At 59.7% G+C, this 14989-nt stretch carries 10 protein-coding genes and 4 pseudogenes; 2 read left to right on the forward strand and 12 right to left on the reverse strand.

The features are described 5' to 3' along the window. Positions 1-96: 96 nt before the first annotated feature. From LJU32_10810 to LJU32_10850, 9 genes and pseudogenes are all read right to left on the reverse strand, one after another. Positions 97-573: a DoxX family protein gene (locus LJU32_10810; protein WKV90578.1), complete on the reverse strand. Its 477-nt coding sequence runs from the start codon at positions 571-573 to the stop codon at positions 97-99. Continuing rightward, positions 570-1328, reverse strand: a complete 759-nt coding sequence (locus LJU32_10815; GenBank protein WKV90579.1) for a DNA-binding domain-containing protein — start codon at positions 1326-1328, stop codon at positions 570-572. Before LJU32_10815 ends, LJU32_10810 begins: the two co-directional genes overlap by 4 nt. After that, on the reverse strand, positions 1325-2212 hold the full coding sequence (locus LJU32_10820; protein WKV90580.1) for a DUF692 domain-containing protein: 888 nt from the start codon (positions 2210-2212) through the stop codon (positions 1325-1327). Before LJU32_10820 ends, LJU32_10815 begins: the two co-directional genes overlap by 4 nt. A gap of 25 nt (positions 2213-2237) precedes the next feature. Beyond that, entirely contained in the window at positions 2238-2543 is a 306-nt protein-coding gene (locus LJU32_10825) for a DUF2282 domain-containing protein (GenBank protein ID WKV90581.1), read from the reverse strand. 290 nt (positions 2544-2833) lie between these two features. Next, entirely contained in the window at positions 2834-3535 is a 702-nt protein-coding gene (locus LJU32_10830) for an ABC transporter ATP-binding protein (protein ID WKV90582.1), read from the reverse strand. Between the two features lie 5 nt (positions 3536-3540). Then, positions 3541-4302, reverse strand: a pseudogene (gene livG, locus LJU32_10835) (high-affinity branched-chain amino acid ABC transporter ATP-binding protein LivG). Continuing rightward, the gene (locus LJU32_10840) at positions 4299-5555 is read right to left on the reverse strand and encodes a high-affinity branched-chain amino acid ABC transporter permease LivM (protein WKV90583.1); all 1257 of its coding nucleotides are present in this window, start codon (positions 5553-5555) and stop codon (positions 4299-4301) included. Before LJU32_10840 ends, livG begins: the two are co-directional and overlap by 4 nt. Beyond that, the gene (livH, locus tag LJU32_10845; GenBank protein ID WKV90584.1) at positions 5552-6475 is read right to left on the reverse strand and encodes a high-affinity branched-chain amino acid ABC transporter permease LivH; all 924 of its coding nucleotides are present in this window, start codon (positions 6473-6475) and stop codon (positions 5552-5554) included. Before livH ends, LJU32_10840 begins: the two co-directional genes overlap by 4 nt. 228 nt (positions 6476-6703) lie before the next feature. After that, complete coding sequence (locus LJU32_10850) at positions 6704-7831, reverse strand: branched-chain amino acid ABC transporter substrate-binding protein (GenBank protein WKV90585.1); 1128 nt, start codon at positions 7829-7831, stop codon at positions 6704-6706. A 351-nt stretch (positions 7832-8182) separates the two neighbouring features. Here LJU32_10850 and LJU32_10855 point away from each other — a divergent pair, with 351 nt between their 5' ends. After that, a complete protein-coding gene (locus LJU32_10855) occupies positions 8183-8488 on the forward strand; it encodes a DUF2288 domain-containing protein (GenBank protein ID WKV90586.1) in 306 nt (101 codons plus the stop codon). A gap of 307 nt (positions 8489-8795) precedes the next feature. Here the strand turns inward: LJU32_10855 and LJU32_10860 are convergent, their stop codons facing one another. Beyond that, positions 8796-10994: a hypothetical protein gene (locus LJU32_10860; protein WKV90587.1), complete on the reverse strand. Its 2199-nt coding sequence runs from the start codon at positions 10992-10994 to the stop codon at positions 8796-8798. Between the two features lie 196 nt (positions 10995-11190). On the opposite strand from LJU32_10860, the pseudogene LJU32_10865 reads away from it, so the two are divergent. Further along, positions 11191-12085, forward strand: a pseudogene (locus LJU32_10865) (NAD(P)-dependent oxidoreductase). 64 nt (positions 12086-12149) lie between these two features. Here the strand turns inward: LJU32_10865 and LJU32_10870 are convergent. Together LJU32_10870 and LJU32_10875 are read right to left on the reverse strand one after the other, a co-directional pair. Next, positions 12150-14123: pseudogene (locus LJU32_10870) on the reverse strand (bifunctional diguanylate cyclase/phosphodiesterase). Between the two features lie 285 nt (positions 14124-14408). Beyond that, positions 14409-14776: pseudogene (locus tag LJU32_10875) on the reverse strand (YkgJ family cysteine cluster protein). Positions 14777-14989 lie beyond the last annotated feature (213 nt).

Raw genomic sequence — 14989 nt, forward strand, 5'->3', positions numbered from 1 at the left:
GGGAGCGAGCCTGCTCGCGAATGCGTCAGTATCAGTCGATACCGATGTTGAATGACACACCGCTTTCGCGAGCAGGCTCGCTCCCACAGGGGGATCTTATTTTGCGAAACGGCGGGCAAACAGGTGATCGATCGACAATTTGCCCGGCCCGGTCGCCATCAGGTACAGCAACACCGCCGCCCAGGTGCCGTGGGTCGGGTAGGCATCCGGGTAGACGAACAGTTGGATAGTCAGGGTCATGCCGAGCAGTGCCAGCGCCGAAAACCGCGTCGCCAGGCCGAGCAGGATCAGCAGCGGAAACACATGCTCGGCAAACGCCGCCAGATGCGCGGCAATTTCCGGCGACAGCAGCGGCAGGTGGTACTCGCTTTGAAACAGCGGAATCGTCGAGTCCGCCAATCGCGGCCAGCCCAGTTCAAAAGTGCCGTCAATCAAATCGACGGCCAGTCCTTCGACCTTGGTTTGCCCGGATTTCCAGAACACGGCAGCAATGGAAGAACGCGCGACCAAAGCAATCAGGCTGTGCGGGATTTTTTCGAACAACGCGATGACGCGCAGGATAAAAGCGTTCATGGCAACTCCTTGTAATTGAGCTGGGTGATCGCGTTATGCGCAATCAGTAAGGCGAGGGTTTGGGCGAGATCGAACGGCGGGCTGTTCCCTGCCGCCGCGAGCAGTGGCGAGCCCTGTAGCAGATGATGAAGGAACACGCTCGCACCCGGCTCAAGCGCAAACACCTCAACGTCGAGACCATTGCGCAGCACCAGAGCGTGCTGGCCTTGATTGAGGCCAATGCCCGCCAGACTTTGCTCCTGCTGGTGCGCGGCCCAGATCGCGACAACGGCGTAGGCTGAGTCGAGCAGGTGCAGCGAGGGATGCAGTTCGAAACACAGCTCACTCAGCGACTGCGGATCGGCCAGCGCGGTGCTGACTTGCTCCGGCCGGATTGGCTGCGCATCGGCGGCGTGGTAGGCGAGGGTGCGCAAGTGCTCGAGTCGCGCAACATCGGCCACATAGGGCACACCGGCGATGGGTTCGAATTGCCCGATGAAATCGGCGAAGTCTTCGCCGTAGCGGCTCATCAACGGACTTTGCGGCGGCTGACCGCGTACGAAAATCGCCGCCATGGCGCGGAAGAATTCCTCACCGACCAACTGCTGCACCACCGGGTAGCTATCGGCCAGCGCATTGATCAGCGAACTCTGCACGTTGTTGCGGTACACCGCGAAACGTCGCGACGGATCAGCGCCATTGCGGCTGCACAGGCCCTTGGGATACGGCAGTTGCACATTGAGCAGGGCGGCGGCGAAGTCCGCTTGCGTACTCATGCCGCACGCTCCGCGCGGCGCAACAGCTTTTCGGCTTGCTGTGCTTCGGCGAGCAATACGTCAAAGGCCGGCACGTGATTATCACGTTCAATCAGCGTCGCCATCGGGCCAGTCCGTTGCAGCACCCGGCGGTACAGATTCCAGACGGCCTGATCAATCGGCGCGCCGTGATCGTCGATCAGCAAACGATCGCCGAGGTTGTCACAATCTTCAGCGAAGCCGGCCAGATGAATCTCGCCGACCGCGTGCAATGGCAGTGCGTCGAGGTAGGCGAGCGGATCACGCTGATGATTGATGCACGACACGTAGACGTTGTTGACGTCGAGCAACAAGCCACAGCCGCTGCGGCGGATCACTTCGGCGATGAACACGGGCTCGTCGATCGTCGAATGCTCAAACGCCAGATAGGTCGCCGGGTTTTCCAGCAGCATCGGACGTTTGAGCGTGTTCTGCACTTGGTCGATGTGCGTGCAGACGCGATTGAGCGTCGGCGTGTCATAGGCCAGTGGCAGCAGATCATTGAGGAACACCGGGCCGTGGCTCGACCACGCCAGATGTTCGGAAAAGGCTTGCGGTTGATAGCGCTCGATCAGCTCGGCGAGGCGTTTGAGGTGCTGGCTGTCCAGCGAACCCTCGCCACCGATCGACAGTCCCACGCCGTGCAATGACAGCGGGTACTGCTCGCGAATCAGACCGAGAAAGTGATGAAACGGGCCGCCGGCCACCATGTAGTTTTCGGCGTGGACCTCGAAGAACCCGAGGTCCGGTACGGAGCCGAGCACTTCGAGGAAGTGCCCGTTCTTGAGCCCCAGCCCGGCACGGGCAGGGAGCTCGGAACGAGCTGCCTGAGTGCGCGGCAGGGACGGTTCGTGTTGATTGAACATGGGCGTCACTCAGGCAGGCCGTGGATCAGGACTTGGCTTTGAAGGCTTCGAGCTGACCGAAACCGGTCGGCGAGGTTTTGCTTTCGGTGGTGGCGCAGGTGCCTTTCGGAACGAGTTTCCAGGCGTTGGCCTGATAGTCCATTTTCGCCGTGCCGGCGCAGGTAGTCCCGGCACCTGCGGCGCAATCGTTCTTGCCCTTCATGGCCACGCCGAAGCATTTTTCCATGTTGGCATCGGCGGCCTGGGCGGTGGAGACAGTGGCGATGCTCAGAGCGGAACCGAGGGCCAGAACCAGGGCGGTAGCGGACAGGGTACGGGTAGTCGCAGTCATGATGTTTCTCCAGTTTTTATCAGGGTTTCTGCAAGCGGTTTGCGCTTGCTTGTCCCTCTAGAGAACGGGTGGGGGATGCGTTACAGGCGGGGCGAGAAATTTATAAAAAATTTCGGATTCAGCGGTATTCCTGTGGGAGCGAGCCTGCTCGCGAAGGCGGTGTGACATTCAACATTATTGGTGCGTGATACATCGCTTTCGCGAGCAGGCTCGCTCCCACAGAGGATCGGTGTTTATCGTTTGGGCATAAAAAACGGCCCGAAGGCCGTTTTGTTGTTCAGCGATAACACTCAACCGCCGAGATACGCCTCGCGTACTTTCGGGTCGGTCAGCAGCGCTTCACCGGTGCCTTGCATGACCACGCGGCCGTTCTCCAGAACGTAGGCGCGGTCGGCGATTTTCAGTGCCTGGTTGGCGTTCTGCTCGACCAGGAACACCGTCACACCGTCCTTGCGCAGCTGTTCGATGATGTCGAAGATTTGCTGGATGATGATCGGCGCCAGACCCAGCGATGGCTCGTCGAGCAGCAGCAGCTTGGGCTTGCTCATCAGCGCGCGGCCGATGGCGAGCATTTGCTGTTCGCCGCCGGACATGGTGCCGCCGCGCTGGTTGAAGCGCTCTTTCAGGCGTGGGAAAAGTCCGAGAACCTTATCCATCTGTTCCTGATAGTCGCCCTTGTCGGTGAAGAAACCGCCCATCGACAGGTTCTCTTCCACGGTCAGACGGGCAAACACACGACGACCTTCCGGGACCACGGCAATGCTCTTGCGCATGATCTGCGACGAGTCTTGGCCGACCAGTTCCTCACCCATGTAGCGAATGCTGCCGCTGTGCGCCTGCGGCGAACCGCACAGCGTCATCAGCAGCGTGGATTTGCCGGCACCGTTGGCGCCGATCAGCGTGACGATCTCGCCCTGACGGACTTCGACGTTGACGCTGTGCAGCGCCTGGATCTTGCCGTAGAAGGTGGAAACGTTTTCGAACTGCAGCATTTACGCTTCCCCAGGTAGGCTTTGATCACTTCAGGATTGTCGCGGATCTGTTCCGGTGTGCCGTCGGCCAGCGGTGTGCCCTGGTTGATCACGACGATGTGGTCGGAAATGCTCATGACCAGTTTCATGTCGTGCTCGATCAGCAGCACGGTGACGTTGTGCTCTTCGCGCAACACACCGATCAGCGCCTTGAGGTCTTCGGTTTCCTTCGGGTTCAGGCCGGCGGCCGGTTCGTCGAGCATGAGGATCCGCGGGCGGGTCATCATGCAGCGGGCGATTTCCAGACGCCGTTGCTGGCCGTAGGCGAGGGTGCCGGCGGTGCGGTTGGCGAACTCTTTGAGGTTGACCTTTTCCAGCCAGTACTCGGCAAATTCCATCGCCTCGCGCTCGCTTTTGCGGAACGCCGGGGTCTTGAACAGGCCGGACAGGAAGTTGGTGTTCAAGTGACGGTGCTGGGCGATCAAGAGGTTCTCGACCGCGGTCATGTCCTTGAACAAACGCACGTTCTGGAAAGTCCGCACCACGCCTTTGAGGGCGATCTTGTGGCCCGGCAGGCCCTGGATCGGCTCGCCGTCGAGGAGGATGCTGCCGCCGGTAGGCTGATAGAAACCGGTCAGGCAGTTGAACACGGTGGTCTTGCCGGCGCCGTTCGGGCCGATCAGTGCAACCACCTGCTTTTCCTTGACGGTCAGCGCCACGCCGTTGACCGCGAGCAAGCCGCCGAAGCGCATGCTCAGATTGTCGACTTTAAGGATCTCGCGGCTCATTTGCGCAACTCCATGTGTGGGCGTTGCATCGGCAGCAGACCTTGTGGACGCCAGATCATCATCAGCACCATCAGCGCACCGAACATCAACATGCGGTATTCGCTGAACTCACGCATCATTTCCGGCAACAGGATCATCACGATTGCCGCCAGAATCACACCCAGTTGCGAGCCCATGCCACCCAACACGACGATGGCGAGGATGATCGCCGACTCGATGAAGGTGAACGACTCGGGCGTCACCAGACCCTGACGCGCGGCGAAGAAGCTGCCGGCGAAACCGGCGAACGCAGCGCCGAGGGTGAACGCGGAGAGCTTGATCACAGTCGGGTTCAGGCCCAACGCACGGCAAGCGATTTCGTCTTCACGCAGCGCTTCCCACGCACGGCCGATCGGCATGCGCAGCAGACGGTTGATCACGAACAGCGCGGCCAATGCGAGCAACAACGCAACCAGGTAAAGGAAGATCACCTTGTTGATCGAGTTGTATTGCAGGCCGAAATACTCGTGGAAGGTCTGCAAGCCTTCAGCCGCTTTACGCTCGAAAGTCAGGCCGAAGAACGTCGGTTTTTCGATGTTGCTGATGCCGTTCGGGCCACCGGTGATATCGGTCAGGTTACGCAGGAACAGCCGGATGATTTCGCCGAAACCCAAGGTCACGATCGCCAGATAGTCGCCACGCAGACGCAATACCGGGAAGCCCAGCAGGAAGCCGAACGTCGCCGCCATCAGGCCGGCAATCGGCAGGCAGATCCAGAAGCTCAGGCCGTAGTAATGCGACAGCAGCGCGTAGCTGTAGGCACCGACGGCGTAGAAGCCGACGTAACCGAGGTCAAGCAGACCGGCCAGACCGACGACGATGTTCAGGCCCAGGCCGAGCATTACGTAGATCAGGATCAGCGTCGCGATATCCACCGCACCACGGGAGCCGAAGAACGGCCAGACCAGGGCGATCAGAATCAGCGCAATGATGAAATAGCGCTGGGTGGTCGGCAGGGTCAGGAAGTTGCTGGCCTTGGCCGGGATCAGCGGCATGCCCGGCGAGGAGCGCCAGGCTTTGCTGATCTGCTGGTTGAACAGCACGCGCAGGAACATCAGCACCGAGCAGATCGCGATGGTCGCGAGGATGGCCGGGCTGGTGTTGTGCACTTCCAGATTGATGCCGACGATGGTCAGTTTCAGACCGAGTACCGGGTAGGCCACCGCCCACACCAGCAAGGCACTGAAGAGTGCCTGTTTAAGATTCCTAGTCATACTTTCTCAACCTCCGGACGGCCCAGAATGCCGGTCGGACGGAACAACAGCACCAGAACCAGCAGGCCGAACGCAACGACGTCCTTGTACTGGTCGCCGAAGATATCGGCACCGAACGCTTCCGCTACACCCAGCACCAGGCCGCCGAGCATGGCTCCCGGGATGCTGCCGATGCCACCCAGTACCGCGGCGGTGAAGGCCTTGAGGCCGACGAGGAAACCGGCGTTCGGGTTGATCACGCCGTATTGCATGCTCAGCAACACGGCAGCGACCGCCGCCAGCGCAGCACCAATGACGAACGTCAGGGCGATGATGTTGTTGGTGTTGATGCCGAGCAGGTTGGCCATCTTGATGTCCTCGGCACAGGCGCGGCAGGCGCGACCCAGGCGGGAACGAGAGATGAACAGGGTCAGGCCGAGCATGGCGATCACGGTCACCACGAACACCACGATCTGCATGTAGGAAATCAGCACTTCTTGTGCGCCACCTGGGCCGAAGGCGAAGTTGCCCGGGATCAGGTTGGGGATCGCTTTGTCCTTGGAGTCTTGCGCCAGCAGAACGGTGTTCTGCAGGAAGATCGACATACCGATGGCAGAAATCAGCGGGATCAGACGGTTGCTGCCGCGCAGGGGGCGGTAGGCAATACGTTCGATGCTGTAACCGTAGGAACTGGTGACGACGATGCTGGCGATGAACGCCGCGGTCATCAACAGCGGGACACTGTCGAGTCCCATCATGGTCAGCCCGGCGATGGCAATGAACGCCACGTAGGAACCGATCATGTATACCTCGCCGTGGGCGAAGTTGATCATTCCAATGATGCCGTAGACCATCGTGTAGCCGATGGCGATCAGGGCATACATGCTGCCAACGTTGAGGCCGTTAACCAGCTGTTGGAAGAAGTGATAGAGGTCAGGCATTACAGCGCTCCTAAAAACCTGTACGCATTTCACTGGTGGAGTCATTTTCCCGCCCGGCCCCGTGGATCTCTATCCACTTCGAATCCGGGTTTTGCCAGCGAACCGCTGATGACGGTTTTGAGATTTTCAGGGGGCCGACTGGCGGATCACGCCAGCGCGGCCCTTACATTCGCAAAACAAAGCCCACGGCACGCCGTGGGCTTTATTGGCAGTCAGTCGGGCAAGGCCTTACTGAGGCGAAACTTCGGTTTTAGGTTTGCCGTTGTGCCACTCGTACACGACAAATTTGAAGTCCTTCAGGTCGCCCTTGTCGTCGAAGCTCAGGTCGCCGGTCGGGGTCTTGAACGAACCGGCGTGGATGGCTTCAGCCACTTTGGTCGCATCTTCGGACTTGGCCGCCTTGATGCCTTCGGCAATCACGGTCACTGCCGAGTAGGACGGGAACACGAACGGACCGCTCGGATCTTCCTTCTTGGCTTTGAACGCGTCAGCCAGGGCCACGTTGGCCGGATCCTGGTCGAAGGATTTCGGCAGGGTCACCAGCAGGCCTTCGGACGCGTCCTTGGCGATCTGGGTGATCGAGTCGTTACCCACGCCTTCCGGACCCATGAACTTGGCTTTCAGGCCTTTTTCCTGAGCCTGACGCAGGATCAGACCCAGCTCCGGGTGGTAGCCGCCGTAGTAGACGAAATCGACACCGGCTTGCTTGAGCTTGGCGATGATCGCCGAGAAGTCTTTGTCGCCAGCGTTGACACCTTCGAAGACAGCAACCTTGGTGCCTTTCTTCTCGAGAGTCGATTTCACGGCGGTGGCGATGCCTTCACCGTACTGCTGTTTGTCGTGCAGCACGCCAACCACTTTCGGTTTCACGTAATCGGCGATGTAGTTGCCGGCGGCAGGGCCCTGGGCGCTGTCGAGACCGATGGTGCGGAAGATCATTTTGTAGCCACGGGCGGTGATGTCCGGGCTGGTGGCAGCCGGGGTGATCATGATCACGCCTTCGTCTTCGTAGATGTCCGAAGCTGGTTGGGTGGAGCTGGAGCACAGGTGACCGACCACGAACTTGACGCCGTCGTTGACGACTTTGTTCGCTACCGCTACCGCTTGTTTCGGATCGCAGGCATCGTCGTATTCAACGGCTTCGAGTTTCTTGCCGTCGACGCCGCCCTTGGCGTTGATCTGCTCGATGGCCATTTTCGCGCCACTGAACTGCATGTCGCCGTACTGGGCTACTGGACCGGTTTTAGGGCCGGCGATACCGATTTTGATGGTGTCAGCTGCGAACGAATGGCTGGCAACCCCGGCCAGAACCATAGCGGCAAACAGTTTGGAAATCTGCTTAGTAGCCTTAGTCATAGTGCTCCACTCTTACTGTTGTATTTTTTAGAGTTCTGGCGCCGTAGCAGCAGAACCGGGTCAGATATCTTCGCGATACCCTCCGGAAAATGCCCCGGCAACTGTACCGGTACAGTGTAGAGCGCCGCTTGATCAACTGGGAAGCGGGCGCCACGGGGCAAAACTTGGAGGTGTCGCATTTTTGAATGAAAGAGACAGAATTGCGGCGAGGCAATCGGGGGCATATATCCCAAAAGGCAGCATTCCCTGGCGTTCCTGCTCTTTTCGTTCGGTGCAGCGATTTGCAACCGGGTTTTTCTGCCGGACCACCGACGTTATCATTCGCGTCGATTTCTTTTCCGGACAGCTCCCATGAATCAAGAACCTAGCACCCTCTATGCCAAGCTGCTTGGTGAAACGGCATCTATTACCTGGAAAGAGCTTGAGCCGTTCTTCGCCAAGGGTGCCCTATTGTGGGTCGACCCAGCGCTCGATTTGATTGCCGCCGCCGAGGCCGTGGCATTGGACGAAGGCGAGAAAGTCGCGGCCTGGCTGGCCGACGACAAGGTCGCCAAGCTGTCTGAAACGCGGGCGCTGGATATTTTCGAGCGTGATCCACAGCTGTGGGCCGTGGTGGTTTCGCCGTGGATTCTGATCCAGGAAAGGGCGGCCGTTTGATTGCCTGCACCCTTTTGGTGCCTCGATTGCCGAGCCGCAAGTGTGTAGCGGAGTAGCGTGATGGCACCTTGCCGTGGAGAAATGCCACGCCTCACGGTGACGTAAACGTAACGGGAACAGTTTATGGAGCGGCCTGAGGGTCGCTTAATTGTTTCTGGATGTTGGAAAGGCTGAAATCTTTAGTGAACTTGAAGACCCCATCGCTGGCAAGCCAGCTCCCACAGTGTCCGGGTGTACACAAATATTGTGAGCACCACAAAATCTGTGGGAGCTGGCTTGCCAGCGATTGGGGCGACTCGGTAGCGGATCAGACCGAGTAAGTCTTCCCGGTATGGTTATTCAGCGAAATCACCTTGGTCTTGCCGATCCGGTGGCGGTAGATCTCGCGCAGGTATTTGATCGACTTCTTCACGCAATCGCGCGACAGGCGAATGTCATTGATCGAGACAAACTTGTCCTTGTCGTTGATCAGCTCGCGATATTTCTTCTCGTACATCGGTTTGATCGCGTACCAGTTGGTATCGAGGATCTTCGCCGGGTTTTCGAATTCGTTGAGCAGGTCGTCGATCCGCTCCTCGTCGAAGTCTTCCTGAATGATGAAGTCGAGAATCGAGTTATCCAGCGTCTCGTCGAAACGGTACGGGTTCTTCGCGAAGCAGCGCTTGATGAATGCCACGATCAGCGTGAGGAAATCGTCCGACAGGCACGGGCTTTTGGCGATCAGGGTGGTCAGCGACAGGTTGGCCGAAGCGCCGATCACCAGCGCATAACGCTTGAGCGTGGTGTTGGGGAACAGGCTGTTGAGGTGGGTCTTCAACCGGTTCAAGTCCATGTAGGACAGTTTGTAGTCTTTCGGCAGCGAGACGATCGACACCACCGACGAGCAATTCTTGAAGAAGTGCAGGTCGTGCAGCGCGGCGGCGTCGTAACCGGAATTCTTGTACTGCTCAAGCGAAGCGCGATAACGCTTGGATTCGATCGGCAGCAGGCTGATGCCTTCGATGGCCTGTGTGACCTTGTTGAAGTGCGGCAGGTCGATCGAACGGAAGAACAGGTCGTCGATGTTCAGGCGTTGCGGCTCTTTATCGAAGACCTTGAACTTGTCGCTGCTTGGCGGTGGGGTTTCCGGCACCACCGATTCGGCGTAGGCAATCGCCACCGGGCCGGCCAGACTCATGAACAGGTCGTTGGCATCCAGGCGAATGGTTTCGCCGATGTCGATGCCGGCGCGGCGGAAGTAGTTCTGGTCGTAGTCAGTGGTGACTGCCTGCGCCGTCAGAATGTTGAAGATCTGTTGGGAGATGTACTGGTTGGCGTGCTTCTCCATGGCATTGACATCAATGTTCTGGATGTTGCCGTCATCGCTTTCTTCGGCGTAACGCATGATGTCGTTGGAGATCAGCATCATCGCGTTCCACGGGCGGATACGCCCCATCACGCTGGCTTCGCTGCTGTCTTCGTTAGCGAAGTTGTAGGAGAAATCCCATTCCTCCGACAGATATTTGCACAGCAAGCGCCCGGCGTTGATGTGCAGCGCCTCGGACATTTCGCTGCGGTGGTCGGAAATGTTCGGCAGCACGCAGATGCCGCTGGTGAAGATCGGCTCGAACACAAACGAATGTCCGCTCTTGCCGTCGTGCTCGTCCATCGGTTTGGTGTCGAACGTCTTGTTCATGTACGAGTGCTGCTGAGCGAGGCCGAACTCCGAGGCCATGCCCGAACCGGTACCGCCGCCGGCGCTGAAGATCGAGAAATACAGGCGTGACTGGTTGGCCTTGATCCCGCAGCTGTCGATCAGGTACGAGTGGATCATTTTCCAGTCGGGGCTGGAGAAGCGCTGGGTGTCCTTGTTGAGGATGATCTTCGCCAGGTACTGGCCGAGGATCGGCGCGTTACCGGCGCCACCGGCATGGACTTCGGACAAGTCCATGATCTTCATTTTGCTGTAGTCGCGCAGGAAGCCGCTTTTCTCGCCCTTGCGCGAGAAACGGATGCGCCCGGCAATGTCCTTGTCGAGGTCGCCGAGCATTACCAGCGGTTCGACCAGAAACACCGGTTTGGTCGATTTGCTGGTGCCGATGCGCAGGTTGTTCTTGATCCACTGCGCCGGGCTGTAGCCCTTGTCGGCCAGACGCCGGTCGGTCGGGCGATCTTCGTTGTTGAATTCGTTGAGGTAGAACTTGCGCGCGTTGTACACCAGCTCCGCCACGTCGAGGGCGATGTTGGAGCCGCAGCGACCAAGGCCGATCAGGCACACCGAGGGGAATTCCTGATCGTTGTGCTGCTCGTTGTCGCCTTCCTGATGCGCCGGGCGCGGGAACACCGAATCGCGCAGGCCGTCGAGGTTATCGAGGATGCGGTCAGTGTTGGTTTCGGTGAAGTACAGGTATTGCTGGGTCGACAGCGGGCGCGAGGGCGGCGTCGATCTGGATAATGACGCGCTGTTCGCGGCGGGGCTCAGGGTCAGATCGGCTGTTGCACTGGCGGGATTGTTTTTGGAGGTCATGGTGCGCCATTTACCTGGACTGGGTTGGCCCGCCGAACAGTGCCGGCGAACCTCACGGAATAAGATCTCGCGTCTTGTGTGCGCGAATATGGCCCGGGCGTCGTAGTGCTGGCTGGTCTGATCGCCGGGCGGAATCCTTTCCTGATCGTTGATGAATCGGCCATGATTCGGTGATCTTTAATCGAAAAGAGGCGAAATGATGTCAACGCTACCTTCGTTGGGGTTTGCCGGAATCGGCCTGATGGGCCTGCCCATGTGCCGGCGTCTGCTGGCGGCGGGTTACCCGCTGACAGCGTGGAACCGCAACCCGGACAAATGCGCATCGCTGGTTGCGGCCGGCGCCCGCCAGGTATCGAGCCCTGCCGAACTGTGCGCGCACGCCGACATCGTCATGCTGTGTCTGGCCGACACTGCCGTGGTGCGTGAAGTGGTGTTTGGCACTGGCGGTATCGCCGAAGGTGCGAAAAACGGCCAGCTGTTGGTGGATTTCTCCAGTCTTGAACCCACCGCGACTCGCGAGATGGCCGCAGAGCTGGCCGAGAAAACCGGCATGGGCTGGCTTGACTCCCGGTGTCCGGCGGCGTGGTCGGCGCCGAGGCCGGGAGCCTGGCGATCATGGTCGGTGGTGCAGCGGCAGATCTTCAGCGCGTGCGCCCGGTGCTGCTCAGCCTCGGTCAGCGCGTCACGCACATGGGCGGCGTCGGCGCCGGGCAAGTGACCAAGGCCTGCAACCAGATGATCGTCGCCTGCAACGCGCTGGTGATTGCCGAAGTGGTGGCGTTGGCCGAGCAGGCCGGGGTCGATGCCAGTCTGATCGCCGAGGCGTTGGCCGGTGGTTTTGCCGATTCCAAGCCGTTGCAGATCCTTGCTCCGCAAATGGCCGAGAGCCGTTTCGAACCGATCAAGTGGCACGTGCGCACGCTGCTCAAGGACCTCGACACAGCGGTGAAATTTTCCCGCGAGCAGGGCTCGGCAACGCCAATCAGCGGATTGGCCGCACAGTTGATGCGCCTGCATGGGGCGCAAGGTTTTTAGCCCAGGATCCAGCGACGCTGGTGCAAATGTATCGCGCGCCAGACTCAACGGATTGACCCCGAGGACGGGTTTGCGCTGGTTGATTTCATCGAGCACCGCGCACAGTTCGTCCAGCGGCACCGGGCGGCTGAGCAGATAACCCTGAATGAAGTCGCAGCCCGAACGCTCGAGAAACTCGTATTGCTCCAGGCTCTCGACGCCCTCGGTGACCACCTGCAGGTGCAGCGTGTGGGCCATGACGATGATCGCCTGGACGATCTCCATGTCGGCCGTGGCGGTGGGGATATCAAGGATGAACGAGCGGTCGATCTTCAGGGTGTTCAGCGGCAGGCGCTTGAGGTAGGCCAGCGACGAATAGCCGGTGCCGAAATCATCGATCGACAACGACACGCCGAGGGCGCGGATCTGCCGCAACAGCACCAGAGTGTTGGCGATGTTGCCCATCAAGGCGTTTTCGGTGACCTCCAGTTCCAGGCGTTCCGGCGCGACACCGGCGGTGCGCAGCGCGTGCTCGATTTCCTCGGCCAGTTCCTCGCGAGCCAGATTCAGCGGCGAGCAGTTCCAGGCGATTCTCAATTCTGCACAACCATGCCGCGACAGCTCACCGAGGTCCTTGCAGGCGCGGCGCAGCACCCAGTTGTCCAGTTCGGCGATCAAACCGTTGTTCTCGGCGATGCCGATAAAGCGATCCGGTGTGAGCAAACCGTGGACCGGATGCTGCCAGCGAATCAGGGCTTCAAGCTTGGTCACGCGCCCGGTTTTCAGTTCGAAGATCGGCTGGTAGTAGAGCATCAGCGCGTTGTCTTCCCGCAGCGCGCTGCGCAGTTCTTCTTCCAGTTGCAGCTCGAAACTGGCGCGGCTCTTGAAGCTGGAATTGAAGAAATGCAGGCCGTTGCGCCCGGCGCCCTTGGATTGGTACAGCGCCAGGTCAGCGTGTTTGAGCAGCTCCTCGCAGGTGGTGCCGTCTTCGGGAAACAGGCTGATGCCGATGCTGGTGGTCATCACCATGCGCCGGCCGGCCAGTTCGATCGGCTCTTTCATCTTGTGCATGATGCGCTGCGCCATGCCGCGCGCCTCTTCGCGGTCGCGCAGGCTGATGAGGATGCAGAATTCGTCGCCGCCGAACCGCGCCACCACATCTTCGTGGCTGCGCACCGAGCTCTTGATGTGTTGGGCGATGACTCTGAGCAGCGCGTCACCGGCGTCATGGCCGAGGCTGTCGTTGATGCGCTTGAAGTGGTCGATGTCGAGAAACATCACCGCGAGCATGCCGCCCTCGCTGGTTTTCTGGCTGAGTTTTTCGGCGAACATCTGGTTGAAACCACGACGGTTGATCAGGTTGGTCAGCGCGTCGTAATTGGCCGCTTGCTGCAGAGACATGCGCGCCTGATCGAGTTGGCTGAGCAAGGCGTTGACCCGGCGCAGGTCGTTTTCCTTGTTCTGCAGTTTCTTGTCGGCGAGGGCGGCGCTGATCGCACTGCCGAGAATCAACAGAATGATCAGCGCTACGGTCAGGCCCAGTTGCAGATGCCCGGTTTCACGGCCGCTCGCTGCCCGGGCGCCTTCGGGAAGAACCAGGTCCAGCGCAGCCATGCCGGTGAAGTGCATGCTGATGATGCCGGCGCCGAGAATCAGCGCCGCGCTGTACTTGAGTATCTGATGCGCGACGCCGCTGCCTTCACTCAGATAGCGGGCGACCCAGAGCGCGGCGAAACTGGCGCCGATGGCGATCGCCACCGACAGCGCGAACAGCCCTGGCTGATAGTAGGCGGTGGCGCTCGACTTCATCGCCGCCATGCCGACGTAATGCATGCCGGCGATACCCAGGCCGATGACAAACGCGGTTTTCAGGCAATGCAACGCGCTCGGCTGCACCTCGCTCAGCGTGTGCATGGCCAGCCACGAGGCGAGCAGGGCGATCAGCAAGGAGAAGAGGGTGATGACGAGGTCGTACTGGATGTCGATTGACGTCTGAAAAGCCAGCATGCTGATGAAATGCATGGCCCAGATGCCGCCAGCCAGGCAGGTCGCGCCGATCCAGCGCCACAGTCGTCGAGACCCCGAATCTTCGGCATGCACCACGCGTTCGGCCATGTCCAGGGTGGCGAAGCTTGCCGCGCAGGCAACCAGATAGGCCACCATCACCAACAGCGGATTGTGGCTGCAATCGAGCAAAACCTGCCCGCTCTGCGGCAGCTCGGCAACAAACTGCAAACCAAGCCATTCCATAGCGTGCCCCGTTCCGCATTCATCTGGCCCGAGCGTCAATCAACGCAGGCGAATGAAAGGAGTATAGAGGCGGTTTTCAGCCTGCACGGCGTAGTGGCACATTGGTGGTAATGATTTTGCCATTAGCCTCATAGCGATTTGCGCTAAGGCTCAGGCAATGCGCTCCAGCGGCAGGTCGTTCCAGTGTGGCGGCAAGGGTGGCAGGCCGTGGGCGGCGCGGGCCTTGTCGCAGTCGGGGTTGTGCTCGCCGTTCTCCCACGACGCCTCGAACTCGCGGCAGGTGCTCGAACGCTTGTCATAGATCGTACACGCCACAGCGCTGCCGACCTCACCCGCCAATGACGTGCAACGCGTCGGTTTGCGGTCGGTGCCGATCATTGCCACTCGGCTTGGAGTGATCTGCGCAACCAGTTCATCGGGCACCGTCCCGCCAGCGGATGAGCACTCACCCCAGAAAAAGACACACGAAAATGGGAACAGCAGGCACCGCAATTCAGACACGGACTGGCTTCGGACATGGGCGGGGGTATCAAAGGGATTGATCGGAAGATCCGGACGGATCCGGCGGCCATTCTAGGCTTTGCCATGGCGTTGGGAAGGGGGCACGAAACTATTTTTTGTCGCCGGATTTTGCCGCGAAAGCCCCGTATGGCGGGGATTCCAGAGTTATCAAGGGCTTACGTTTCGTTACAGTGCGATGGGTCGATATCAGGCTGACGAATGATGACAGA

The organism is Pseudomonas sp. B21_DOA, from assembly GCA_030544685.1.
GTDB lineage: Bacteria > Pseudomonadota > Gammaproteobacteria > Pseudomonadales > Pseudomonadaceae > Aquipseudomonas > Aquipseudomonas fluorescens_AO.